The organism is Micromonospora sp. SD19 (assembly GCF_054462275.1).
Genome location: NZ_JBTLMN010000003.1, coordinates 122,024 through 146,280, shown reverse-complemented (window position 1 = coordinate 146,280; position 24,257 = coordinate 122,024). Strand labels below are relative to the sequence as shown.

The window sequence follows — 24,257 nt, the reverse complement described above, 5'->3', positions numbered from 1 at the left end:
GTGAGCGTCCCGCAGCCCCCTGAGCCGATCCCGGGCGCCCGCCTGCTCTTCTCCCTGGACCCGGCGGTCAGCCACCTCAACCACGGTTCGTTCGGCGCGGTGCCGATCGGCGTGCAGCGCGCCCAGCAGCGGCTGCGTGACGAGATGGAGGCGAACCCGCTGCGCTTCTTCACCCAGGGGCTGGTCGACCGGATCGCGCACACCCGTCGGCACCTCGCCAGCTTCCTGGGCGCCGACCCGGACGGCAGCGCCCTGGTCGGCAACACCACCACCGGCGTCGCCGTGGTGCTCCAGTCGGTGGGCCTGCAACCCGGCGACGAGGTGCTGAGCACCGACCACGGGTACGGGGCGGTGAGCCTGGCCATCCAGCGCGAGTGCCGGCGCACCGGCGCGGTCAGCCGGGTCCTGCCGATCCCGCTGTCGGCCACCGACGAGCAGATCGTGCAGACCATCCGGGCCGGCCTGCGCCCCGGGCGGACCCGGCTGCTCGTCGTCGACCAGCTCACCTCGGCCACCGCCAAACTCTTCCCGGTCACCGCCATCGCCCGGGTGGCCCGGGAACACGGCGTGCCAGTCCTGGTGGACGCCGCGCACGCCCCGGGCATGCTGTCCACCCCGGTGGCGAGCATCGGCGCGGACTTCTGGGTGGGCAACCTGCACAAGTGGGCGTACGCCCCGCGCGGGACCGCCCTGCTGACGGTGGCACCGCAGTGGCGGGACCGGATCGAGCCGCTGGTGGTGTCCTGGGAGCAGGAGTCGGACTTCCCGGCCCCGCTCGAGTGGCAGGCGACTCTCGACTACACGTCCTGGTTGGCCGCCCCGGCGGGCCTGTTCACGATGCGCAGTCTGGGTGTCGACCTGGTGCGCGCGCACAACGCCGCGCTCGCCGGGTACGGCCAGCGGGTGGTGGGAGACGCCCTGGGGGTGGCTCCGGCCGATCTGCCCAGCCCTGGCGGGCCGGAGGTGGCTCTGCGTCTCATCCCGCTGCCGCCCGGCACGGGCACCACGATCGACGCCGCGCGGGCGTTGCAGACCCGGATCGGTGAGCGGCTCGCCGCCGAGGTGGCGGTGATGAGCTGGAACGGCCGGGGGTGGCTGCGGCTCACCGGGCAGGTCTACAACGCCGCCGACGAATACGACCGGCTGGCCGCACGGCTGCCGGCACTGCTCGCCCAGCGCTGACCGGACCGACCGGGAGCAGCCGCACCGGTCCGAGGCCGAGCAGGGCCAGCGGGTCGAGATAGTCATCGCCCCGGCGCAGACCCCAGTGCAGGCACGCCTCGACCGGGCAACCCGGATGCCCGGGCAGCAGCTCGCCGAGCGGCGCGCCGGCACCAACCGGCTGGCCGGGGTGTACGGCGGGTTGGACCGGCTCGTAGGTGGTCCGCAGCCCGTCCGGGTGGCCCACGGTGACCACCGGTCGGCCGGCCACCGGGCCGGCGAAGAGCACCGTGCCCGCCCCGGCGCTGCGGATCACCGCTGCGGCCGGGGCGGCCAGGTCGACGCCACGATGGCCGGGCAGCCACGGGCGGGGCGGCGGGTCGAAGCGGCGCACCAGCCGTGGCGGCCCGTCGACCGGCCAGCGGAACCGCCCGGTGGGCGCCGGGTCGGCGACCGGCACCGTCAGGGCCGCGACCGGCACTGTCGGCGTCGGTGGTTGGCCGGGGACCGCCGCGCCCAGCACCGCCAGCCCGCAGAGCTGGACGGTCAGCGCGAGCGGGAGCGCGGCGCTGAGCAGCACGGTGCGTCGGATCGAACGGAGGGCTGGCGGTCGCATGACGGCAGCCTCCGACCCTGGCGGGGTCGTCCGCCAGCCCGGCCGGCGGGCCTGTGGACAACCGGCGGCGCTGTGGACGAGCACCCGACGGCTTCGATGATCTGTTATGCGCTGTCCCCCGGCCCGACGCGGGTGCGCCGCCGTACCTCCGGTGCCCGTTTTCGGACCGCCAGGAAGGGCCTAGGCTGTGCCGCGTACGGCGGGTGCCGCCGTCTGCACCGGGGAGGCCCACATGACCACTCACGCTGACCGGACGTCGCCGCTCACCGGGCCGACGGTGGCCGACGTGAGCGGCCCGTCGAGGCTCGCCGAGCCGGACGAGACGATCAGCGCGGAGGAGTTGCAGCTCGCGGCCCGCAACCACGGCATCCCGTTGGAGGCGCTGCGCTACGACGTCACCCCGGCCGGGCTGCACTACCTGCTGATCCACTACGACATTCCGGCGCTCGACCCGGCGACGCACACGCTGAGCATCGGCGGGGCGGTGGACCGGCCGTTGACGGTGACCCTCGCCGACCTGCGCGAGCGCCAGCGGGTCACCCAGCAGGTGACGTTGGAGTGCGCCGGCAACGGCCGGGCCCTGCTGCACCCCCGGCCGGTCAGCCAGCCGTGGCTGGTCGAGGCGGTCGGCAACGCCGAGTGGACCGGCACCCCCCTCGCTCCGCTGCTGCGGGAGGCGGGCATCGACCCGGAGGCGGTGGACGTGGTCTTCACCGGCGCCGATCACGGCGTGGAGCGCGGGGTCGAGCAGGACTACCAGCGGGCGCTTCCGGTCGCCGACGCGCTGCGTGAGGAGGTGCTGCTGGCGTACGAGATGAACGGCGCTCCCCTGCTGCCGCAGCACGGCGCGCCGCTGCGGCTGATCGTGCCGGGCTGGTACGGCATGGCGCACGTGAAGTGGGTCCACTCGATCGAGCTGCGGACCGAGCCGTTCGCGGGGTACCAGAACGCGGTGGCCTACCGGGTACGCCGCGACGCCGACGACCCGGGGGTGCCGGTCACCCGGATCGAGCCGCGTGCGCTGGTCCGCCCGCCCGGCTTCCCCGATTTCATGTCCCGCCGTCGGGTGCTGCGCCCCGGCCCGTGCACCCTGGATGGTCGGGCCTGGTCGGGGCACGCGCCGGTGGTGGCAGTGGAGGTGACCACCGACGGCGGGGAGAGCTGGGCGCCGGCCGAACTGGACCCGACGGACGCCGGAGATTTCGCGTGGCGGCGCTGGCGGCACGAGTGGGTCGCCACGCCCGGCCGGTACGTGCTCGGCGCGCGGGCGACCGACGCGTCCGGGCGGACCCAGCCGGTCGAGCAACAGTGGAACCGTGGCGGCTTCGCCAACAACATGGCGCAGCGGGTCGAGGTCGTGGTGCCCGCCGAGTGACCGGCTGGTGTCAGGCCACGGGTGGGGGGCCCGTGGCGCGGCACCGCGGCTGGGGTGCGCTCAGCCGCCGAAGCCGGAGTCGGCGGGCAGCGAGATGTCGGGCTTCTCCAGCTCCTCGACGTTGACGTCCTTGAAGGTCATCACCCGGACATTCTTCACGAAGCGGGCGGGACGGTACATGTCCCACACCCAGGCGTCGTGCATCTCGACCTCGAAGTAGACCTCGCCGTCGGAGTTGCGCACGTGCAGGTCGACCTGGTTCGCCAGGTAGAACCGCCGCTCCGTCTCCACCACATAGGAGAATTGGCGGACAATGTCGCGGTACTCCCGGTAGAGCTGCAGCTCCATCTCGGTCTCGTACTTCTCGAGATCTTCCGCGCTCATCGCACTCCGCCTTCCATGGCCACATCTTCCCCCACCGGCGCCGGAGGCCGAGGCTGCTCGCCCAACGCCACGCCGACGGTACCCCCTGACGCCCGTGAGCGCTCCATCGGCTCATCCGGACCCTGGCCGCCGGGCCGCCGGGCGCGCGGTGGCCGGCCGTCGCGGCCGGAGACCGCTGCCACATTGACGTACGAGAACCGGTGCTCCCGGCACGGTCCGTGCTCCCGCAGCGCCGCCGAGTGCTCCGGGGTGATGTACCCCTTGTGCTCGGCGAAGCCGTACGCCGGGAACACCCCGTCCAGCTCCACCATGAGCCGGTCCCGGGTGACCTTGGCGAGCACACTGGCCGCCGCCACGCACGCGGCCACCCGGTCGCCCTTCCACACCGCCAGCCCGGGCACGCCCAGGCCGTCCACGCCGAAGCCGTCGGTCAGCACGTACTCCGGGCGGGTCGTGAGCGAGGCGAGCGCCCGGCGCATCGCGGCCAGGTTGCACACGTGCAGACCCCGGGCGTCGACCTCCTCGGCCGGGATGACCACCACGGCGTACGCGAGGGCGCGGTCCACGACCTCCGCGTACACCCGTTCCCGGCTGGCCGGGGTGAGCAGCTTCGAGTCGGCCAGCCCCTCGATCTCGCCGCGCCGTCCCTCGGGCAACACCGCCGCGGCGGCGACCAGTGGACCGGCGCACGCCCCCCGACCAGCCTCGTCCGCACCGGCGACGTGCCGGAAGCCACGCCGCTGCAACGCCCGCTCCAGGGCGTACAGGCCGGCCTCACGGCGCACCACGGTACGCGGCGGGGTCAGCATGACGTCTCCTCTTCCTGGCCTGTGGTGGCGGGCTGCCCCAGCCGGGTCAGCAGGGCGGGCAGTTCCGGTGGGTAGAACCGGTCGCCGCTGGCCGCCAACTCGTCGGGAAGCCACCAGCGGTGGCCGGCGATGCTGCGCCGCTCGATGTCGTTGAAGCCGGTGGTGTCCACCCGCCAGGAGTCCACCCGGAAGAGGAAGAAATCCTGCTCCTGGCGGTACCAGACGCCGTCGAAGGAGAACTCGGTCGCGTCGGACCAGACCGGCTCGCCCAGCGCGGCCGGGTCGAGCAGCAGGCCGGTCTCCTCGGCCAACTCCCGGGCCGCGCCCGCCGCCGGGGACTCCAGCGGGTCGAGCCCGCCGCCGGGCGTGAACCAGTAGCGGTGCCCGGGTCGGGCCGGGTCGAAGCCCTCGAACAGCAGGACCCGGCCGGCCGCGTCGACGAGCAGCACGCGGGCCGCGCGTCGAGGGGTGTGGACACGGTCGTCGCTGTTCGCGACTGCGGGGCTCGGACGTTCACTCCTCGCGCTCACGGTCACCGCACCAGCCTGCCAGACCGACGACGGATCGCCCACGCCCCGTCGGCCTACGGCTTGGGAATGCCGTCGAACCCGTCGGGCACTGTCAGCCAGGTGGCCCGGCTGACCGGCCAGAAGACGGTGAACGCCCGCCCGACGACGTCGTTCTCCGGGATCGTGGCCTCGGTGATGTTCTGCCCGGACTGCTGCCAGTGCTCCAGTGAGTCGCCGGAGGCCGACCGGTGGTCGCCCATCACCCACAGCCGACCCTCCGGCACGGTGATGTCGAACTCCTGGTCGGCGGGCTTGTCGCGAACCCCGTCCATGGAGAAGATGTACGGCTCGTCCAGCGACTTGCCGTTGATCATCAACCGTTCCTGCGGGTCACAGCAGACCACGTGGTCGCCGGGGACGCCGATCACCCGCTTGATGAAGTCCTCACCGTCGGGGTTACCGCTCCACGAGGTCGGAGCCTTGAACACGATCACCTCGCCGCGGTGCGGTGATCGGAAGTCGTAGACCAGCTTGTTGACCAGCACCCGGTCATCGATCTTGAGGGTGTTCTCCATGGACGGGGAGGGGATGAAGAAGGTCTGCAGCACAAAGGCGCGGACCAGCACCGCGACCAGGATCGCCACACCCAGCAGGATCGGCAGCTCCTTCCAGAAGGAACTGCGCGGCTTGTCGGTCTGCTCGTCAATCACGCCAAGGAGCCTACGTTGCCCGGCTGGACGACACCGCCCGGAACGCGCGGGAACCACGCAGCGCGGCTGCCAACGGCAGCATCAGCAGCACACCGCCCTGCGGGGTCGGTCGCACCGGGGGCGTGCCGGGGGATGCCGTGGCGGGCCCGGTGACGTCCTCGAACGTCGACGGCACCGACAGCGCACTCCACCGCGACGAGGGCCAGACCACCATGAAGGCCCGGCCGACCACGTTGTCGATCGGCACCGGCCCCTGGCAACGCGCGTCCTGGGAGACCTCGCGGTGATCGCCCATCACGAAGAGCTGACCGGGTGGCACGACGACCTCGTCGAATCGCCGGGAGCGACACTCCGCCGGGTTGGGCGGCAGGTCCAGCGGTGAGTCCCGCAGGACGTACGTCTCGTTGAGCGGGGTGCCGTTGACGGTCACCCGCCCCTGACTGTCGCAGCACTGGACCCGGTCGCCGGGCAGACCGATCACCCGCTTGATGAAGTCCTTCTCACCGGGCCGGCTCACCCCGACCAGGTCGCCGACGGTGCGGGCGAGCCGGCCGGCGACGCCCGGCTTCGGCTGATCGTCGACCTGCGGCGCCCAGCGGTCGGTGCCCCGGAAGACCACCACCTCGCCGCGCAGCGGGTCCCGAACGTCGTAGACGACCTTGTTGACCAGCACCCGGTCACCGACGAGGAGGGTGTCCTCCATCGAGCCGGACGGGATGAAGAACGCCTGGAGCAGGAAGGTACGGATCAGCACCGCGAGGCAGAACGCGACCACCAGCAGCAGCGGCAGCTCCTGCCAGAGGGGCATCTGTCGGCGGGTGCGGCGGGCCCGTCGACGCCACGGATCGACGGTGCCGTCATCGTCAAGCGTCTGCACCACGCCACTCCCCGGTCCGCAGAAACACCACCGCCCGGGAGCCTCGTCGAGGCTCCACGGGCGGTAGTGGACAACTGCCCGCCGCGAGGGCGGGGTCGCCGCCTCGCTGCGCCCGTACGACCAGGGTAGTGCGCTCTGGTCGGTACGGCATACGCGCAGCTCGGGCGGCGTGGCGAGCGGGAAGTCAGCTGGGCTGCTTCTCCCGCTTCTCCTTGATCTTGGCCTTCTTGCCGCGCAGCTCGCGCAGGTAGTAGAGCTTGGCGCGACGCACGTCACCGCGGGTCACGACCTCGATCCGGTCGATGCCCGGGCCGTTGAGCGGGTAGGTCCGCTCGACGCCGACGCCGAAGCTGACCTTGCGGACCGAGAAGGTCTCGCGCAGACCGTCACCCTGGCGGCGGATCACGACGCCCTGGAAGATCTGGACACGGGACCGGTTGCCCTCGACGACGCGGGCGTGCACCTTGACGGTGTCACCGGCCCGGAAGTCGGGGAGGTCGGTCCGCTTCGACTGGGCGTCAAGGGCGTCCAGGATGTTCATCGCTGCGTCCTCGTAAGGCTCACGGCGCACCGTCACTCGGTGCGCGGGTGGGTGATTCTGATTCCCGGGTGGTGATCGGCGGACCGACCCCGGTCGGGGATCCTCGCAGCCGACCGCGGGCGCGGACGGATGCGGCAACCCCCCTACTTTGCCACATCCCCCGGCGGAGGTTGAAATCCGGCCTGGTCCAGGGCCGCGATGTCCCGTTTGTCGAGCCGGTCGGCGGGCAGCGCGGCCAGCAGGTCGGGACGGCGGGCAGCCGTCCGCAGCAGGCCCTCCTCGCGCCGCCAGCGGGCGATCTTGCCGTGGTCGCCGGAGCGGAGCACCTCCGGCACGTCGTGCCCACGCCAACTCGGCGGCTTGGTGTAGATCGGCGCCTCCAGCAGCCCGTGCGCGTGCGACTCCTCGTCGAGCGAACCCGCGTTGCCCAGCACCCCCGGCAGCAGCCGGGTGACCGCCTCCATCATCACCAGGACCGCGACCTCGCCACCGAAGAGCACGTAGTCACCGAGCGACACCTCGGTGACCGGCATCCGGGTGGCGGCGTGCGCGAGAACCCGTTGGTCGATCCCCTCGTAGCGACCGCAGGCGAAGAGCAGATGCGGCTCGGCGGCCAACTCGTACGCCATGGCCTGGGTGAACGGGGCGCCGGCCGGCGACGGCACCAGCAGCCGGGGCGGCGGGGCGTCCACCGGCGCGAGGGCGTCCAGCGCCTCGCCCCACGGCTCCGGGCGCATCACCATCCCCGGACCGCCGCCGTACGGGGTGTCGTCGACCGTGCGGTGCACGTCGTGGGTCCAGGTCCGCAGGTCGTGCACGGCGAGCTGGAGTACGCCGTTGGCCCGCGCCCGTCCGATCAGCGACAGGTCCAGCGGGGCGAAGTACTCCGGAAAGATCGACACGACGTCGACGCGCATGCGGGCTGGTCCTAAAGGTCGAGCAGTCCGGCTGGCGGGTCGACGATCACACGTCCGCCGGCCAGGTCGACCTCCGGGACGATCGCCCGGACGAACGGGATCAACGCGGTACGCCCCTCGGGGCGCCGCAGCACCAGCAGGTCGGACGAGGGTGCGTGGTCGATGCGGGCGACCTCACCGAGGCGTTCGCCGGCCGGGGTCACCACGGCCAACCCGACCAACTGATGGTCGTGGAACTCCTCCGGGTCGTCCGGTGGGGCCACGTCGGCGCTGTCCACCACGAGCAGCGTGCCGCGCAGCGCCTCGGCGGTGTTGCGGTCCAGGATGCCGTCGAACGCGATCAGCACCCGACCCTGGTGGAAGCGGGCTTCCTCGATGGTCAGCTCCGCCGGAATCCGGAACGGCACGCCGGGGCCGTCGGAGGACGGCGGGGGTGTCGCCCCCGGCTCAGTGCGCAGCACTGTGCCGGGGGCGAACCGTGCCTCGGGCTCGTCGGTCCGCACTTCCACGGTGACCTCACCGCGGACACCGTGCGGCTTGCCGATCCTGCCGACGACGAGCTGCATCAGTACGAGTCGACGATGTCGACGCGAACCCCGCGCCCGCCGATGGAGCCGATCACCTGGCGCAGCGCCTTGGCGGTCCGGCCGGACCGCCCGATCACAGTGCCGAGGTCCTCGGGGTGCACGCGGACTTCGAGCCGCTTGCCCCGACGGGAATCGACCATCCGCACCCGGACGTCATCCGGGTGGTCGACGATGCCCTTGACCAGGTGCTCCAACGCCGGACGCAGTGGCATGTCAGGCCTGCTCACCGGCGTCGGCAGCGGCCGGGGCCTCGGCCGGAGCCTCGGTCTTCGGAGCCTCGGCGGCCGGCGCCTCGGTCTTCGGAGCCTCAGCAGCCTTGGCTGCCTTCTTGGCCGGCTTGGCCGGGGTCTCCGGGGCGAGCCCGGCGGCGGCCTTCGACTCAGCCTCGTACGCCGCCTTGCGGTCGGCCTTCTCGGGGGCGACCAGGAGCGGCGGCGGGGCCGGCAGGCCCTTGTACTTCTGCCAGTCACCGGTCAGCTCCAGCAGCCGCTGCACCGCCTCGCTCGGCTGAGCGCCGACGGACAGCCAGTACTGGACCCGCTCCGACTTGACCTCGATGATCGAGGGGTCTTCCTTGGGCTGGTAAACCCCGACGAACTCGATCGCCCGGCCGTCGCGCTTGGTGCGCGAGTCGGCGACGACGATGCGGTACTGCGGGTTGCGGATCTTGCCCATCCGCAGGAGCCGGATCTTTACGGCCACAGTTGTTTCGCTCCTGTTGCGATCTCACCGGCCCAAGACGGGCGGTGTGCATGGGTGAGCGCCGACCGGCACAGTGGGGTTGGGCCGGAGACAACTCGGTGGACTGGCGACGTGCCCGGGTTAGAGGGCGCCGGACGCGCGCCGGATACCAGCGACCTATTCTGCCAGATCCCCTGCCGATCTTCCGCATCGGACCCGGACACCACGTCGCCGGTGACCTGGAACACCGCTCAGCGCACTGGCGGACGGTCCCACCCTGCCGGAAGTTTGTCCGGTACGCCCCATTCTGGCGGAGGTGCGAAGACGGTCCAGGTGCCGTCGAACGGGAACTCGCCCGCCTCGGCGAGCGCGATCACCCGCTCCCCTTCGGCACGGACCGCCTTCTCGTCGGTCACCCAGTAGTGCTCCGGAAAGGCGAGACGCTCGACGAACTCGTCCTCGTCCTTCCACTCCCAGCTCAGGTCCGGGCGTACCACCACGTCGAGATCCTGGTCCACCACGTCGACGCCGGCCACCGGGCCGTCGTCCCAGCGGACACCGGGCTCCTCGAGGTTGACGTACCAGTGCGAGAACCGGCCGTGCGCGTCCCGGAACCACCAGACGGAGTGCGCCGCGCCGGCGGGCAGGAACTTCAGCAGCGGCGGGCCATTCCAGCGGCCCTGCGCCAACCGGTACGTCGGGGTGACCCAGTCGGCGAACGGCACCGCGCGCATGGTCACGCCCGCCTGGTTCACCTCGTGGGCCACCGGCGAATCCTGGGCGATCCACACCAGCAGCCCGCGATCGTCGTCGCTGACCACGCGGGCCGGCCGGACCCATCCGATCCGGCCGTGCCGCACGTTCCGGTGCATGATCAGCCGACCCGGCTCGAACCGGTCGACGAGCACCTCAGTAGGCGCGGGCGAGGATGGCGACCAGATCCGGCTCGTCCTCCGAGTCGGGAACCGAACCGTCGGCGCGCAGCAGGCAGCGCACCGTGACGCCCTGACCGTTCGCCTCCGCCTCGCCGGCCACGCCGACCGCCGACCACGGCACCCGCGCCCAGCCGGTCGCGGCGGCCTCGATCGCCTCGGCCAGGGTCGCCACGTCCACCGTGCGCGCCTCGCGGTTGGCCAACGCCTGATCGTGCAGCACCTGCTGATCGGTCTCCAGCGCCGCCAGCACCGCGGCGACCACGTCCGCCACCGGCGTCGGGGTCTTCGAGCCGTCGGTCCGGCGCACCACTGTCGCGTTGCCCACGGCCAGGTCACGGGGGCCAACCTCGACGCGTACCGGATAGCCACGCAGCTCGGCGTCGACGGCCCGGCGGCCGAACGGGGTGTCGGTCCGGTCGTCGAGCGCGACCCGGACACCGGCGTCGCGCAGGCCGTCGCGCAGCTTGGCCGCCGCCTCGCCGACGCCGTCACCGTCCTTGACGATCATGACGTACGCCTGGATCGGCGCCAGCTTCGGCGGCACGCGCAGGCCGTTATCGTCGCCGTGCGCCATGATCAGGCCACCCAGCATCCGGGTGGACGTGCCCCAGGAGGTCGTCCAGGCGTGTTCCCGGCCCCCCTCCTTGGAGGAGTAGCTGATGTCGAACGCCTTGGCGAAGTTCTGACCCAACTCGTGGCTGGTGCCCAGCTGCAACGCCTTGCCGTCACCCATCATGCCTTCGCAGGTGTACGTGGCCGTCGCGCCGGCGAAGCGCTCGCGCGCCGTCTTCAGGCCGACCACCACCGGGATGCCGATCACGTTGACCATCAGGTCCTCGTACGCCTCGTGCAGGATCCGCCGCGCGTACGCGCGGGCGTCCTCGCGGGTGGCGTGCGCGGTGTGCCCCTCCTGCCAGAGGAACTCGCTGGTCCGCAGGAAGATCCGCGGACGCAGCTCCCACCGGACCACGTTCGCCCACTGGTTGAGCAGCAGCGGCAGGTCCCGGTACGAGTCGATCCACTTGGCCATGAACTCGCCGATGACCGTCTCACTGGTCGGACGCACCACCACCGGCTCGGCCAGCGGCTTGCCGCCACCGTGCGTGACGACCGCCAGCTCCGGCGAGAAGCCCTCGACGTGCTGCGCCTCACGCTTGAGGTAGCTCTCGGGGATGAACAACGGGAAGTACGCGTTCTCCGCACCCGCCGCCTTGATCCGAGCGTCCATCTCAGCCTGCATACGCTCCCAGATGGCGTAGCCGGCCGGTCGGATGACCATGGTGCCGCGAACCGGGCCGTTGTCGGCCAGCTTCGCCTTGGCGATCAGGTCCTGGTACCAGCGGGGGAAATCCTCCGCACGGGGAGTGAGCACGCGTGCCATGACCGCACATCCTATGCGCCGCGCGGGCGGACACCGCGTCCGGGAGTCGCCACGCCGCGCCGTCCCGCTGTGCTGACGGGCCGTGACGGCGCTGGGCCGGGCAGCGGGAGCGCCCGTAGAATTCGACCACCATGACTACCTCGACGGACTCCCCCCGCCAGCGGCTGCGGGACACGATCGTGGACGCCGCCCGCGCCCGGACCATCGCCGCCGGGTGGGACGCGGTCCGGATGGGCGGAGTGGCCACCACGGCCGGGGTGAGCCGGCAGACGGTCTACAACGAGTTCGGCAGCAAGGCGGGCCTCGCCGAGGCGCTCGCCCGCGCCGAGGTGGACCGGTTCGTTGGCGATGTGCGCGACGCGCTGCTCGCCCACGGCTCCGACGTGCGGGCCGGCGCGTACGCCGCCATCGCGCGCACCCTCTCCACGGCGGCGGACAACCCGCTGGTCAAGGCGATCCTGACCAGCGCCCGGGGCGGGTCGGACGAGCTGCTGCCGTACCTCACCACCCGGGCCGAGGTGGTGCTCACCGAGGCGTCCGGTGCGCTGATCGACTGGGCCGGCGACCATCTGCCCGGGGCGGACCAGGCCGCGCTGGCCTTCGCCGCCGACACGGTCGTCCGTCTGGTGGTCAGCCACATCGTGCTCCCCCGCGAACCGATCGAGGAGACCGCGACGGCCCTCGCCGACCTCGCCGTACGCCTCTTCAGCGCCGCCGCCCGCCCCACCCTCTAACCCCCACACCCGCCCCGCGACACGCGCCTCGCGCCGCACAGCGCGGCGCGGCGCGGGTCAGCGGATGACGTGGCCGCGGAGGATCGTGCGGGACGGGGCGCGGACGACGCGCAGGTCGGCACGGGGGTCTTCGGGGTAGACGGTCAGGTCGGCGAGCCCGCCCTCGACCAGGCCGGGGAAGCCGAGCCATTCGCGGGCGCCCCAGGAGGCGGCGGCGAGCACCTCGAGCGGGGCCATTCCGGCCCGTTCGTGCAGGAGCAGCATCTCCTCGGCGGCCAGCCCGTGGTCGATGCCGCCACCGGCGTCGGTGCCCACGTAGATCGGCACGCCCGCCTCGTGCGCGGCGCGCACCACGTCGGGGAAGCCGTCGCGCAGCGCGAGCATGTGCTCGGCGTACCCGGGGAACTTGCCCCGCGCCTGCTCGGCGATGCCACCGAAGGTGGCAATGTTGATCATTGTGGGGACCAGTGCGGTGCCCTGGCGGGCCATCTCGTCGATCAGGTCGAGGCTGAGCCCGGTGCCGTGCTCCACCGAGTCGACGCCGGCCCGCACCATGATCTCGACGGCCGACTCGGAGAAGGTGTGCACCGCGGCGCGTACCCCGGCGTCATGCGCGGCCCGCACGGCGGCGGTGAGGGTGTCCGCGTCCCAGGCCGGCGCCAGGTCACCGACGCCCCGGTCGATCCAGTCGCCGACCAGCTTCACCCAGCCGTTGCCGGCCCGCGCCTGCGCGGCCACCGTGGCGGCCACCTCGGTCGCGTCGACCTCCACGCCGATGTCGCGCAGGTAGCGCTTCGGCGGGGCGACATGCTGGCCCGCGCGGGCCAGTCGCGGCAGGCCCGGCTCGTCGTCGAGTTCGGGGTACGGGTACGGCGACCCGGCGTCCCGGATCGCCAGCACCCCGGCGTCCCGGTCGACGTGGGCCAGCGCGCGGGCCTGGTCGAGTGAGGTGATCGGGGCGCCACCTCGGGCGATGCCGATGTGGCAGTGCGCGTCGACAAGCCCTGGCAGCACGTAGCCGCCGTCGACGACGGTCTCCGCACCGGGCACCGGGGTGAAGGTCACCCGGTCGCCGATCAGCCAGAGATCCCGGACCTCGTCGTCGGGGAGCAGCACGCCGCGCACATGAAGAGCCATGCGCACAGTCCTACCCGATCAGCCCTCCTCGGGAGCGAGCAGGTCGTTCTTCCGCGCGGTCAGGGCCGGCAGGTCCACGGAGACCTTCCACGGCCGCTCCGTGACGAACAGATCCTCGGTGTGCGTGACCTGCTCGTACTCCCGGTTGGCCCGAGGGAGTACTCGGTGAGCGTGACACGTTCCTGGGTCGGGTCGAGCACCCAGTAGGACCGGATGCCGGCGTGCGCGTAGACCTTCGCCTTGTCGTACATGTCGCGGAAGGTGGAGGTCGGCGATACGACCTCCACCGCGAGCAGGGCGTCCTCGACCGGCACGGGCGACCGGCCGGCGTGCGTGCGGCGGATGACCACCACGTCGGAACGTGGCTCGTTGCGCCGGTCGACCCGCATCGACAGGTCGATGCTGACCAGGTATTCCGGCGGGCAGTTGACGCGAAGCGTGAGCAGCAACTCGACGCACAACTCTTGGTGCACGGCAGTGGGCGACGGCACGATCAACATTCCGTTGATCAGTTCGTACGGAAGGTCCTTCGGCAGGTCACCGAGGTCGTCGACCGTCCACTCGTGCCGTTCGGGCAGGATCGGGGCCGCGGTCATGACATCTCCTTCCAGGGGGCGACGTCACCCTAAGCGCCGGATCAGTCGCCCGCTGTCACCGACACGCGTCAGCGCGGGCCCTTGTCGCCACCCTTGCCGAGCTTGTTGAAGTCGATCTTCGGGAGCTTGAAACCGGGCGGCAGGCCCTGGCCGGCGGCGAGATCGTTCGGGTCCATGCCCGGCGGGAGCTGCGGCATGCCACCCGGGAAGCTGGCTGGCATGCCGGCGCCGGTACGCGGGCGACCGCCGCCCTTGGTGCCCTTGCGCTTGTTCTTCGGCGACTTGGTCGCCTTGCGGCGGCCACCGCCGGGCAGGCCCATCATGCCGCCCATCTGCTTCATCATCTTCTGCGCGTCGGCGAAGCGGTTGAGCAGCTGGTTGACGTCCATCACGGTGACCCCGGAACCGTTGGCGATGCGCGCCCGGCGGGAGCCGTTGATGATCTTCGGGTTGGTCCGCTCGCCCGGGGTCATCGACCGGATGATCGCGGTGACCCGGTCGAAGTGGCTGTCGTCCAGCTCGGAGAGCTGGTCCTTCATCTGCCCCATGCCGGGCATCATGGCCAGCACGTTGGCGATCGGGCCCATCCGCCGCACCGCGATGAGCTGGTCGAGGAAGTCGTCCAGGGTGAACTGCTCACCGCCCATCAGCTTGGCGGTCATCTTCTCCTTCTGATCGGAGTCGAAGGCCTGCTCGGCCTGCTCGATCAGAGTGAGGACGTCGCCCATGCCGAGGATCCGGCTGGCCATCCGGTCGGGGTGGAAGACGTCGAAGTCCTCCAGCTTCTCACCGGTGGAGGCGAACAGGATCGGCTGCCCGGTGACCTCGCGGACCGACAGCGCGGCACCACCACGGGCGTCGCCGTCGAGCTTGGAGAGCACCACACCGGTGATGCCGACGCCGTCGCGGAACGCCTCGGCGGTGCGGACGGCGTCCTGACCGACCATGGCGTCGATGACGAAGATGACCTCGTCCGGCGAGACGGCGTCGCGGATGTCGGCGGCCTGCTGCATCATCTCGGCGTCGATGCCGAGTCGGCCGGCGGTGTCGACGATGACGATGTCGCGGGCGGCGCGCTTGGCGTGCTCGATCGACGCGCGGGCCACCTGCACCGGGTCACCGGTGCCGTTGCCGGGCTCCGGGGCGTACACCTCGACGCCGGCGCGGCCACCGAGCACCTGGAGCTGCCCGACGGCGTTGGGGCGCTGGAGGTCGGCGGCGACGAGCAGCGGCTGGTGCCCCTGGCCCTTGAGCCAGCGGGCGAGCTTGCCGGCGAGGGTGGTCTTACCGGAACCCTGGAGGCCGGCCAGCATGATCACCGTGGGCGGCTGCTTGGCGAACTGGAGCCGTCGCCCCTCACCGCCGAGCACGTTGATCAGCTCTTCGTTGACGATCTTGATGATCTGCTGGGCCGGGTTCAGCGCCTGCGAGACCTCCGCGCTGCGGGCGCGCTCCTTGACGGCCGCGATGAAGCCCTTGACCACCGGCAGCGCGACGTCCGCCTCCAGCAGCGCGAGGCGGATCTCGCGCGCGGTGGCGTCGATGTCGGCGTCGGTGAGCCGCCCCTTGCCGCGGAGCTTGGTGAAGATCCCGGACAGGCGGTCACTCAAGGTGTCAAACACGCGAACATCCCGTTTGTCAGTGTTCCGGCGGGCACAACACGGCCGGCACTGCGGAGTCCGACCACCGCTAGGGTAGCCGCCCGGCCGCAAGGCCGCTGGCGGCCCGGCCTCACCCCGAGACCAAGCCCGATTGGTACGCGAAGACGACGAGCTGGGCCCGGTCCCGGGCTCCCAGCTTGCCCATCGCCCGGCTGACGTGGGTCCGCGCGGTCGCCGGGCTGACCACCAACCGTGCCGCGATCTCCTCGTTGTTCAGGCCCTCACCGACCAGGCCGACGACCTGACGCTCCCGATCGGTCAGCGTGTCCAGCCGGGGGTGCGGACGGAGGACCCGGGACGGCCGGGTGGCGAACTCCCGTACCACCCGACGGGTCACCGACGGCGACAGCAGCGCTTCCCCCTCGGCGACCAGCCGGATCGCCCGCAGCAGCTCGGCCGGCCTGGTGTCCTTGGTGAGGAACCCGCTGGCACCGTGGCGCAGCGCGTCGAAGACGTACTCGTCCAGCTCGAACGTGGTGAGCACCACCACCCGCGTACCGGTCAGGTCGCTGTCGGCGACGATCCGGCGGGTCGCCTCGATGCCGTCGATGCCGGGCATCCGGATGTCCATCAGCACCACGTCCGGCCGTTCCCGGCGGGCCAACTCGACCGCCCGCAGCCCGTCGGACGCCTCGCCGGCCAACGCCAGGTCGTCCTCGCTCTCCACCAGCGCACGCAGTCCGAGCCGGACCAGGTCCTGGTCGTCGGCGATCAGCACCCGGATCACGTCGCCGGCCCCACGGGCAGCCCGGCGTACACCCGGAACCCGCCACCGGGGCGCGGCCCGGTGCTCAACCGCCCACCCAACGCCGCGACCCGCTCCCGCATCCCGGCCAGACCGTGACCGTCGTCGGCCGGCACGGTCCCGGCCCGGCCCGGCCCCACCCCCCGGTCGGTGACCTCGACGGTCACCTCGTCCGCGCGGTAGTCCACCGTCACCTGCGCGCTCGACACCCCCGCGTGCCGCAGCACGTTGGTCAACGCCTCCTGCACCACCCGGTACGCGGCCAGGTCCACAGCTGCCAGCAACTCCCGGGGGTCACCCACCACGCGCACCTCGACGGCGAGCCCCGCCCCGGCGAGCCGGTCGCGCAGCGCGGGGAGTCGGGCCAGGCCGGGTACCGGCTCGCGCTCGGCACCCCGCCGCACCGCGCCCAGGGTGACCCGCAGCTCGTCCAGCGCCTCGCGGCTGGTCCGGCTGATCGCGGTGAGGGCCACCTCCGCCTGCTCCGGCCGCTTCGGCAGCAGGTGCAGGGCGATCTCCGCCTGCATGCTGATCGCGGCCAGCCCGTGCCCCACCACGTCGTGCACCTCCTGCGCGATGCGCAGCCGCTCCTCGTCGGCCTGCCGTCGCGCCTGCTCGGCACGGTCGCGGGCCTCTTCGGCACGGGTACGCGCGGTCGCCTCACGGCTCACCCGCACCACCACCCCCACCGCGAACGGTACGACCACCCAGGCCGACGCGGGCAGCACTCCCGTCCAACCCGGCGCGGGCCCCCGCCCGAAGAAGACGTGCGCCAACAACAGGACGAACGCGCCGCCGGTGGCGAGCGCCGCTGGTCGCACCGGCAGCCGCACCGCCACGCTGTACACCGCGATCAGGAACGTCAGCAGAATCGGCCCGTACGGGTAGCCGATCAGCAGGTACGTCGAGGTGGCCACGGTGACCACGGCGAGGGTGGCGACCGGAGCGCGCCGCCGGACCAGCAGGGCCAGCGCCGCGACGGCGATCAGCGCCCGACAGACGGCGTCCACCGGCCTCGACCCCGGCTGGTTGTTCCCGGCCAGACCGGTGGCGAGCAGCCCGAAGCCGAGCAGGACCAGGGCGAGCACGGCGTCTGCCGCCTGCTCGCGCCACCGCCACTGCCACTGCCCTCCTGGTCGCATGGCCGTCATTCTGCCCGCGCCGACGCCCCTCGACGTGCGTCCACGAGCGGCACCGCCGCTACGCCCCCGGACGTACCCGCCACAGGGACAGAACTCCCGATCGCAGCACGCTGCCGGCAGACACCCTCACGAGCGTGATGCCTCACAGGCATCACGATGACTGTGAGGCATCACGCTCGTGGGAGTGACCGGGCTGGCACAACGACCGACGGTGCCGTCGTGGGTCACACAGCGGCGAGGACCGCGGCCTCCAGGCGGGCCCGGGTGGCGTCGTCCGGCCAACCGCCGACCAGGTAGAACGCGTCGACCACGTCGGCGCCGAGGGTGGAGATGCGGGCCGCCCGAACCAGGGCGCCGGCCTCGTCGAGGGCACCAGCGACCCGGTAGAGCAGGCCGGCGGCGTCGGCGGCGCGCAGTTCCAGGAGTACGGCCCCGGTGGCGGCCTCGCGGTGCCAGACCACTCGTGGAGCCGCGCCGCCGCCCCGGCTGGCGAGCGCCCGGCCGCGCAGCCGTTGGGTGACCGACACGTCGCCGGCGACCGCCCGGCGCAGGTCGGCGCGGAGCGGTACCGGGTCCGGCGGAAGGCCGTAGCGGGGCTGCACCCGGCACTCGACCAGAGCGCGGCCATCGACGGCGGAGGCGTCTGCGGAGATCACCTCCAGCCGGTGCAGCGCCAGGCAGCCGGCCACCGTGGCGAGCAGACCACGCCGGTCGGCCGCCGCCACCGACACCCGGTCGCCGGTCAGGTGGATGACCGGCAGCGGCCCGGCCAGCAGCTCCGGGTCCGGGGCGGGTGGTTCGGGGAGTACGCCGGTGTCCAGCGCGGTGCGAACCCTGGCGACCAGCTCGGCGACGAGCCGGCCCTTCCAGTCGGACCAGGCCGCCGGCCCGGTCGCCGCCGCGTCGGCGCGGACCAACGCGTGCAACAGGTCGAGGGTGCCGGTGTCACCGACCGCCTCGGCCACCGAGGCGATGGTGACCGGGTCGGCCAGGTCCCGGCGGGTCGCCACGTCGGGCAGCAGCAGGTGCAGCTGGACCAGCCGGCCGATCAGCTCGATCTCCGGGGCGGGCAGGCCGACCCGGGTGGCCACCGCCTGGGCGACCGGCACGCCGACGGTGCTGTGATCACCGGGGAGGCCCTTGCCGATGTCGTGCAGGAGGGCGCCGAGGAGCAGCAGGTCGGGGCGTTCCACCTCGCGGGCGTGCCGGCTGGCCTCGTGCGCGGTCTGCACGAGGTGCCGATCGAGGGTGAAGCGGTGCACGGGGTTGTGCTGGGGCAGGCTGCGCAGCCGGGTCCACTCGGGCAGCCAGCCGTCGACAAGCCCGTACCGGTCGCAGGTCTCCCAGGCCGGCACCAGCCCGGCACCGGCGCCGAGCAGGGTGATCAGCGCGGCCCGGGCCTCGGCGGGCCACGGGGCGGGCAGCGGCGGGCAGTACGCCGCCAGCCATTCGCAGGTGGCCCGCGCGATGGGGATTCGGGTGGTGGCCGACGCGGCGGCCACCCGCAGCGAGAGGCTCGGGTCCGGGCGTGCCCCGATCGCCGTGCGGGCGAGCACCAACTCGCCGTCGTGTTCCACCACGTCGCGGGCGACCGGGCGGCGGGCCGGGCGGCCGTTCCCGCCCCGGGAGCGGCCGGAGCGCAACCGGTCGGCGGCCCGGAAGGCATCGTCGAGGGCGTGGCTGACCGTGCGGGCGTCACCGGCGACCCGTCGCAGCAACGCGTCGCGGTCTTCCAGCCCGAGCAGGGCGGCCACCCCGTCGCCCTCCTGGGCGACCAGCCGGTCGACCCGCCGACCCACCTGCTGGTGCAGGGCGTCGCGGGTGTCCAGCAGGCGCAGGTGGGCGGCGCGCACGGCGGGACGCAGCGCGTCGGTGATCCCGGCGGCGGAGATCGCCCGCAGCAGCCCCACGTCGCGCAGACCACCGGCGGCCTCCTTGAGGTCGCCCTCCAGCAGGAATGCCAGCTCACCGTGGGTCTGCCAGCGGCTGGTGGTGACCTCGCGCAGGCCGGGCAGGTGCCGGACGGCGGTGCGCCGCCAGTGATCGGCGGCGGTGCTGATCAGCGCGTCGGCCAGCGCCTGGTCCCCCACGACCAGCCGGGCGTCGAGCAGCCCGAGCGCGACCTTGACGTCGTCCTGGGCCACCGACAGCGCCTCGGCGACGGTGCGGACGGAATGATCGAGCCGCAGACCCGCGTCCCAGATCGGGTACCAGACCGAGGCGGCCAACTCGTCCGTGCCGGGCACCCCGGCGTGCACCAGCACCAGGTCGAGGTCGCTGTACGGGGCGCACTGCCGCCGCCCCAACCCCCCGACGGCCAGCAGCGCCACCCCGTCGCGCGCCGGCAGCAGCCCGCGCAGGAAGGTGTCGTACGCGGCAGCCCGCCGCTGCCGAGCCGACTCCCCGATCCCTCCGGGTACGCCGACGACCTCGTTGATCAAGAGGTTCGCGTCGCCATCGGCGGCGTGCCCCGACGCGTTCTTCCTGATCAACGAGGTCATCTCAGTCGTGGCCGAGGTCAGAGTGCGTCGAGGCCGCGTTCGCCGGTACGTACCCGGACGACCTCTTCGACACCGGTGACCCAGACCTTGCCGTCACCGATCTTGCCGGTGCGGGCCGCCCCGACGATGGCGTCCACGACCTTGTCCACGTCGATCTCGTCGGTGAGCACCTCGACCCGGATCTTGGGCAGGAACTCGACCGTGTACTCGGCACCCCGGTAGACCTCGGTGTGCCCCTTCTGCCGCCCGTACCCCTGAACCTCGCTGACGGTCAGCCCGGCCACCCCGAGGGCGTGCAGGGCCTCCTTCACCGCGTCCAGCTGGTACGGCTTGATGACTGCGGTCACCAGCTTCATGTCCAACCCCTCCATCCCAGGAACGTTAACCGGCGACCTTTTCGCTGACCGGCTCGGCGGGCTCCGCCTCCGGCTTGGCCCCACTCGTCGTACCGCCACCGGGGGTGCCGATGCCGGCCATCGCGAACGCGCTTCCCGTGCCGCCGCCGGCCGGGGACAGGTCGTAGCTGCTCTCAGCGTGCTCGGCGATGTCGATGCCCTCGACCTCCGCCTCGCCCTTGACCCGGAAGCCGATCGTCTTCTCGATGACGAAGGCGAGCACCCAGGCGATGCCGAACGACCAGGCGGTGACGATCAGGCCGGCGAGGGCCTGCCGCCCGAGTTGGGTCGCGCCGCCGCCGTAGAAGAGGCCGTCGGAGGCGCCGACCACGTCGCTGATCGCGGCGTTGACCGAGTTGGTGGCGAACAGGCCGAGCCAGAGCGAGCCGATCCAACCACCGACGAAGTGCACACCGACCACGTCGAGCGAGTCGTCGTAGCCGAGCTTGTACTTGAGGCTGACGGCGAGCGCGCAGACGGCGCCGGCGACGATGCCGAGCAGGACGGCGGCCCACGGTGCGATGAAGCCACAGGCCGGGGTGATGGCGACCAGGCCGGCGACGGCGCCGGACGAGGCGCCGACCATCGTCGGCTTACGGGTCTTGACCCACTCGACGGCGATCCAGCCGAGCACCGCCGCCGCCGTGGCGAGCTGGGTGTTGATGAAGGCGAGGCCGGCGACCGAGTCGACGGTCAGCTCCGATCCGGCGTTGAACCCGAACCAGCCGAACCACAGCAGACCCGCACCGAGCGCGACCAACGGGATGTTGTGCGGCTTCATGCCCTCCCGCGGCCAACCGAGCCGCTTACCGAGGACCAGGGCCACGGCCAGGGCCGCCGCACCGGCGTTGATGTGCACAGCGGTGCCACCGGCGAAGTCCAGCGCGTGGATGTCGGCGCCGATGATGCCGCCGCCCCACACCCAGTGCGCGACCGGGAAGTAGACCAGGGTGGCCCAACCGAACGCGAACAGCAGCCAGCCGGCGAACTTGGCCCGGTCGGCGATGGCACCGCTGATCAGCGCGACGGTGATCACCGCGAAGACCATCTGGAAGGCCATGAACACGTAGAGCGGGACCCCGATGCCGCTGGGGTTCTCCGCCGTGGCACCCCACAGGTCGGTCTCGGCGAGGAAGGTCTTGGTGCCGAGGTACGCGCCCGGGTCGCCCCAGAAGCCGTTCACGTCGGTCCCGAAGGCGACGCTGAAACCGTAGAACCACCACAGAATAGAGATGAGCCCGATAGCGGAGAAGCTCATCATCATCATGTTGAGTACGCCCTTGGCCCGGTTGAGGCCGCCGTAGAACAGCGCCAGTCCGGGGGTCATGAGCAGCACGAGCGCGGTCGAAACCAGCAGCCACGTGGTATTGGCGCCGTCGATCGTCGGTGCTTCAGGCACGCTGGCCTCCTAAAAGGTGAAGTCCTCCTTCGCGGCTTTCCGGGGCAGCGTCGCCCGTAGGCCGGTTGCGCGGAAGCTTCGCGGCCGGCTGTTTCACTTTGGGTCCCGTGCGGGTTTCCGTTTCGTGACGGGTTGTTTCGGACGTGTCACGAACTCCGCACACTCATCAGCATGGACGATTGTGGATCGACCGGACGGCGACCGTCGATGACTGACCGGCCAGACGCATCGACCGGTCCGCTTGACGGGACCGGCCGAGCATCGACGGGGCGGCGCTCAGCGCAGGGCGTTCTCCAGGGCGTGCCGCTCGTAGTCGAGCAGCCGCAGATCGCGCATCGGTCGGCGCAGGTGGCCCTTGTGCACGATCCGCACGAACGCCGGCTCACCGGCGGCGGCCATCCGGCGGATCCCCTCGACGTGGTCCACGATCCGTTTGCGGATGGTCCGGATCAGCCGGTGCCGGTCCCTCGGGATCAGCCCGTACGCGTCGGCGAAGAGCCGGAGTCGGCGCGGCCGGTCCGGGTGCTTCCAACCGAGCGTGATCGAGTCACGGTCCGCGAAGATCGGCACCCAGGTCCAGGCCGCGTACGCCACGTCATAGATTCGCGCTCCGGGTGAGGCGAGGTCGAAGTCGATCAGCCCGAGGGTGCCGTCCGGACGCCAGATCACGTTGTGCGGCGCGGCGTCGTGGTGGCAGATCACCTCGGTGTCCGGCGGCGGGGGCCCGAACGAGCGCCAGACCGCCGCCTGCGGAGGGGTGAACCCGTACTGCGCGTCGTGGAACATCCGCAGCATGGTGGCGACGGTGACCAGGGCCTCGTCGGTCACCCAGTGCGGGGCGAGCGGATATTCTCCGCACTCCCCCTCCAGGTACGACAGCACCTCACGGTTGCGCTCGTCCATCCCGAGCGCCCGGGGGGCGCCGGTGAACCCCACGTACTCCAGGTGGCGCAGCAGCGCGTGCACGGACGGGGTCCACGGCCCGGCGTTACGCCGCACCGTGTCACCCACGCGGACAACGGTGCTCACGTTGCCGCCGTGCAGCGGGATCTCCTGCGAAGTCACGTACGGTCTCCCGAGGCGCTGCGAAGGATGGCCGGGGTCACGCCAACCCGCGTACGCGCGATCGTCAGTGGTCACTCGAGACTACGCGTCCCGGCCGGTGGCCTCGGTCCCCAGCAACGCGTCGACGAACTGCGCCGGGTCGAACGGGGCCAGGTCGTCCTTGCCTTCGCCGAGGCCGACCAGCTTCACGGGGATGCCGAGCTTGCGCTGCACGGCGATCACGATGCCACCCTTGGCGGTGCCGTCGAGCTTGGTCAGCACCACACCTGTCACGTTGACCACCTCGGTGAAGACCCGGGCCTGCTCCAGCCCGTTCTGCCCGGTGGTGGCGTCGAGGATGAGCAGTGTCTCGTCGATCGGGCCCTGCTTCTCCACCACCCGCTTGACCTTGCCCAGCTCGTCCATCAGGCCGACCTTGTTCTGCAGGCGGCCGGCGGTGTCGATGAGCACGGTGTCCACGCCGGTGTCGATGCCGCGCTTGACGGCGTCGAAGGCGACGCTCGCCGGGTCGGCGGCCTCGGGCCCCCGGACGGTCTCCGCGCCGACCCGTGAGCCCCAGGTCTCCAGCTGGTCGGCCGCGGCGGCCCGGAAGGTGTCGGCCGCGCCGAGCAGCACGCTGCGACCGTCGGCCACCAGCACCCGGGCGATCTTGCCGCAGGTGGTGGTCTTGCCGGCGCCGTTGACGCCGACGACCAGGACCACCGCCGGCACGCCGTCCTTGGGGGCAGTCCGCAGCGAGCGGTCCAGGCTCGGGTCGAGCGCGTTGACCAGCTCGGCGGCGAGCAGTGCCCGCAGCTCGGAGGCCGAGCGGGTGCCGAGCACCCTGGTGTGCTCCCGGAGCCGGTCGACGATGTCGCGGGTGGCGTCGACGCCGACGTCGGCGGTGATCAGGCTGTCCTCGATCTCCTCCCAGACGTCCTCGTCGAGGTGGTCCCGGGCGAGCAGGCCGAGCAGACCCTTGCCGAACACGTTCTGTGAGCGGGACAACCGCGAGCGGAGCCGGACCAGCCGCCCGGCGGTCGGCTCGGGGACCTCCACCTGCGGTTCGAGCACCGGAGGCGGCTCGACCAGGACGCCGGTGGACGGATCGGACTCCGGTGCCTCGACCGGCGGGCCGGCGAGATCCTCCTCAGCCCTGGTGTCGACCTCGGTGCGCGGCAGCGGGGGCTCGGGCCGCCGCCGCAATCGCGGCACGACCAGCCCGACTGTGCCGGCGATCAGCACACCGAGCAGGACCAGAGCGAGGACGAGATATTCGGCCATGCCGGAATCCTGTCAGATGCCGGCGGCGGCGTCCCAGCCACCGCACCCGCAAGCGGTGCCCGGCGTCCCAGCCACCGCGCCCCGAGCGGTGCCCGGCGTCCCAGCCACCGCACCCCGAGCGGTGCCCGGCATCTCA

The 24,257-nt window shown here is 72.1% G+C and carries 26 protein-coding genes; 3 read left to right on the top strand and 23 right to left on the bottom strand.

Annotated features, from left to right (window positions below):
- Positions 1–1,182: an aminotransferase class V-fold PLP-dependent enzyme gene (locus ACX27O_RS13165; RefSeq protein WP_030335208.1), complete on the top strand. Its 1,182-nt coding sequence runs from the start codon at positions 1–3 to the stop codon at positions 1,180–1,182.
- Here ACX27O_RS13165 and ACX27O_RS13160 read toward each other — a convergent pair.
- Positions 1,103–1,777, bottom strand: coding sequence for a murein hydrolase activator EnvC family protein (locus ACX27O_RS13160; protein ID WP_030335210.1), 675 nt, complete (start codon positions 1,775–1,777; stop codon positions 1,103–1,105). The two genes, ACX27O_RS13165 and ACX27O_RS13160, sit on opposite strands and share 80 nt — an antisense overlap.
- A 232-nt stretch (positions 1,778–2,009) precedes the next feature.
- Between ACX27O_RS13160 and ACX27O_RS13155 the strand changes: the two genes are divergently transcribed.
- Complete coding sequence (locus ACX27O_RS13155) at positions 2,010–3,152, top strand: sulfite oxidase (RefSeq protein ID WP_051708728.1); 1,143 nt, start codon at positions 2,010–2,012, stop codon at positions 3,150–3,152.
- Positions 3,153–3,212: 60 nt separating this feature from the next.
- Here the strand turns inward: ACX27O_RS13155 and ACX27O_RS13150 are convergent, their stop codons facing one another.
- The 12 genes from ACX27O_RS13150 to proS all read right to left on the bottom strand — a co-directional run bounded on the left by ACX27O_RS13150 (position 3,213) and on the right by proS (position 11,483).
- Positions 3,213–3,536, bottom strand: a complete 324-nt coding sequence (locus ACX27O_RS13150) for a DUF2469 domain-containing protein (RefSeq protein ID WP_007075222.1) — start codon at positions 3,534–3,536, stop codon at positions 3,213–3,215.
- Entirely contained in the window at positions 3,533–4,345 is an 813-nt protein-coding gene (locus ACX27O_RS13145; protein WP_030335217.1) for a ribonuclease HII, read from the bottom strand. The genes ACX27O_RS13150 and ACX27O_RS13145 overlap by 4 nt, the downstream gene beginning before the upstream one ends.
- Positions 4,339–4,881: an NUDIX hydrolase gene (locus ACX27O_RS13140; protein WP_280940612.1), complete on the bottom strand. Its 543-nt coding sequence runs from the start codon at positions 4,879–4,881 to the stop codon at positions 4,339–4,341. Before ACX27O_RS13140 ends, ACX27O_RS13145 begins: the two co-directional genes overlap by 7 nt.
- A gap of 47 nt (positions 4,882–4,928) precedes the next feature.
- A complete protein-coding gene (gene lepB / locus ACX27O_RS13135) occupies positions 4,929–5,564 on the bottom strand; it encodes a signal peptidase I (protein WP_030335221.1) in 636 nt (211 codons plus the stop codon).
- Between the two features lie 10 nt (positions 5,565–5,574).
- Positions 5,575–6,444: a signal peptidase I gene (gene lepB, locus ACX27O_RS13130; RefSeq protein WP_030335222.1), complete on the bottom strand. Its 870-nt coding sequence runs from the start codon at positions 6,442–6,444 to the stop codon at positions 5,575–5,577.
- A gap of 181 nt (positions 6,445–6,625) precedes the next feature.
- Complete coding sequence (gene rplS / locus ACX27O_RS13125; protein ID WP_030335223.1) at positions 6,626–6,982, bottom strand: 50S ribosomal protein L19; 357 nt, start codon at positions 6,980–6,982, stop codon at positions 6,626–6,628.
- Positions 6,983–7,125: 143 nt separating this feature from the next.
- On the bottom strand, positions 7,126–7,899 hold the full coding sequence (trmD, locus tag ACX27O_RS13120; RefSeq protein ID WP_030335224.1) for a tRNA (guanosine(37)-N1)-methyltransferase TrmD: 774 nt from the start codon (positions 7,897–7,899) through the stop codon (positions 7,126–7,128).
- 11 nt (positions 7,900–7,910) lie between these two features.
- Positions 7,911–8,465 (bottom strand): ribosome maturation factor RimM, encoded by a 555-nt coding sequence (gene rimM, locus ACX27O_RS13115; protein ID WP_030335226.1) that lies wholly within the window; start codon positions 8,463–8,465, stop codon positions 7,911–7,913.
- Positions 8,465–8,725 (bottom strand): RNA-binding protein, encoded by a 261-nt coding sequence (locus ACX27O_RS13110; protein ID WP_172862164.1) that lies wholly within the window; start codon positions 8,723–8,725, stop codon positions 8,465–8,467. The genes rimM and ACX27O_RS13110 overlap by 1 nt, the downstream gene beginning before the upstream one ends.
- Entirely contained in the window at positions 8,700–9,188 is a 489-nt protein-coding gene (rpsP, locus tag ACX27O_RS13105) for a 30S ribosomal protein S16 (protein ID WP_210859599.1), read from the bottom strand. The genes ACX27O_RS13110 and rpsP overlap by 26 nt, the downstream gene beginning before the upstream one ends.
- A 230-nt stretch (positions 9,189–9,418) precedes the next feature.
- Positions 9,419–10,039, bottom strand: a complete 621-nt coding sequence (locus ACX27O_RS13100; protein WP_458939663.1) for a DUF402 domain-containing protein — start codon at positions 10,037–10,039, stop codon at positions 9,419–9,421.
- A 37-nt stretch (positions 10,040–10,076) separates the two neighbouring features.
- Entirely contained in the window at positions 10,077–11,483 is a 1,407-nt protein-coding gene (proS, locus tag ACX27O_RS13095) for a proline--tRNA ligase (RefSeq protein ID WP_030335232.1), read from the bottom strand.
- 131 nt (positions 11,484–11,614) lie between these two features.
- On the opposite strand from proS, the gene ACX27O_RS13090 reads away from it, so the two are divergent.
- Positions 11,615–12,217, top strand: a complete 603-nt coding sequence (locus ACX27O_RS13090) for a TetR/AcrR family transcriptional regulator (protein ID WP_030335234.1) — start codon at positions 11,615–11,617, stop codon at positions 12,215–12,217.
- A 57-nt stretch (positions 12,218–12,274) separates the two neighbouring features.
- Here the strand turns inward: ACX27O_RS13090 and ACX27O_RS13085 are convergent, their stop codons facing one another.
- The 10 genes from ACX27O_RS13085 to ftsY all read right to left on the bottom strand — a co-directional run bounded on the left by ACX27O_RS13085 (position 12,275) and on the right by ftsY (position 24,121).
- Positions 12,275–13,354: an amidohydrolase family protein gene (locus ACX27O_RS13085; RefSeq protein WP_458939500.1), complete on the bottom strand. Its 1,080-nt coding sequence runs from the start codon at positions 13,352–13,354 to the stop codon at positions 12,275–12,277.
- Positions 13,355–13,413: 59 nt separating this feature from the next.
- Positions 13,414–13,950, bottom strand: coding sequence for a Uma2 family endonuclease (locus ACX27O_RS13080; protein WP_458939499.1), 537 nt, complete (start codon positions 13,948–13,950; stop codon positions 13,414–13,416).
- 68 nt (positions 13,951–14,018) lie between these two features.
- Entirely contained in the window at positions 14,019–15,572 is a 1,554-nt protein-coding gene (gene ffh, locus ACX27O_RS13075) for a signal recognition particle protein (RefSeq protein ID WP_358133633.1), read from the bottom strand.
- A gap of 109 nt (positions 15,573–15,681) precedes the next feature.
- Entirely contained in the window at positions 15,682–16,338 is a 657-nt protein-coding gene (locus ACX27O_RS13070) for a response regulator transcription factor (RefSeq protein WP_030335241.1), read from the bottom strand.
- Positions 16,335–17,498: a sensor histidine kinase gene (locus ACX27O_RS13065; protein ID WP_358129328.1), complete on the bottom strand. Its 1,164-nt coding sequence runs from the start codon at positions 17,496–17,498 to the stop codon at positions 16,335–16,337. The genes ACX27O_RS13070 and ACX27O_RS13065 overlap by 4 nt, the downstream gene beginning before the upstream one ends.
- Before the next feature lie 224 nt (positions 17,499–17,722).
- Positions 17,723–19,999 carry a [protein-PII] uridylyltransferase gene (locus tag ACX27O_RS13060; RefSeq protein ID WP_358129325.1) on the bottom strand — a complete coding sequence of 759 codons (2,277 nt, stop codon included), beginning with the start codon at positions 19,997–19,999 and terminating at the stop codon, positions 17,723–17,725.
- Between the two features lie 17 nt (positions 20,000–20,016).
- Positions 20,017–20,355: a P-II family nitrogen regulator gene (locus ACX27O_RS13055; RefSeq protein WP_172862163.1), complete on the bottom strand. Its 339-nt coding sequence runs from the start codon at positions 20,353–20,355 to the stop codon at positions 20,017–20,019.
- A 25-nt stretch (positions 20,356–20,380) separates the two neighbouring features.
- Positions 20,381–21,793 carry an ammonium transporter gene (locus tag ACX27O_RS13050; RefSeq protein WP_030335249.1) on the bottom strand — a complete coding sequence of 471 codons (1,413 nt, stop codon included), beginning with the start codon at positions 21,791–21,793 and terminating at the stop codon, positions 20,381–20,383.
- Between the two features lie 276 nt (positions 21,794–22,069).
- Positions 22,070–22,933 carry a phosphotransferase gene (locus ACX27O_RS13045; protein WP_181539524.1) on the bottom strand — a complete coding sequence of 288 codons (864 nt, stop codon included), beginning with the start codon at positions 22,931–22,933 and terminating at the stop codon, positions 22,070–22,072.
- 6 nt (positions 22,934–22,939) lie between these two features.
- Positions 22,940–24,121 (bottom strand): signal recognition particle-docking protein FtsY, encoded by a 1,182-nt coding sequence (gene ftsY, locus ACX27O_RS13040; protein WP_458939498.1) that lies wholly within the window; start codon positions 24,119–24,121, stop codon positions 22,940–22,942.
- Positions 24,122–24,257: the final 136 nt, after the last annotated feature.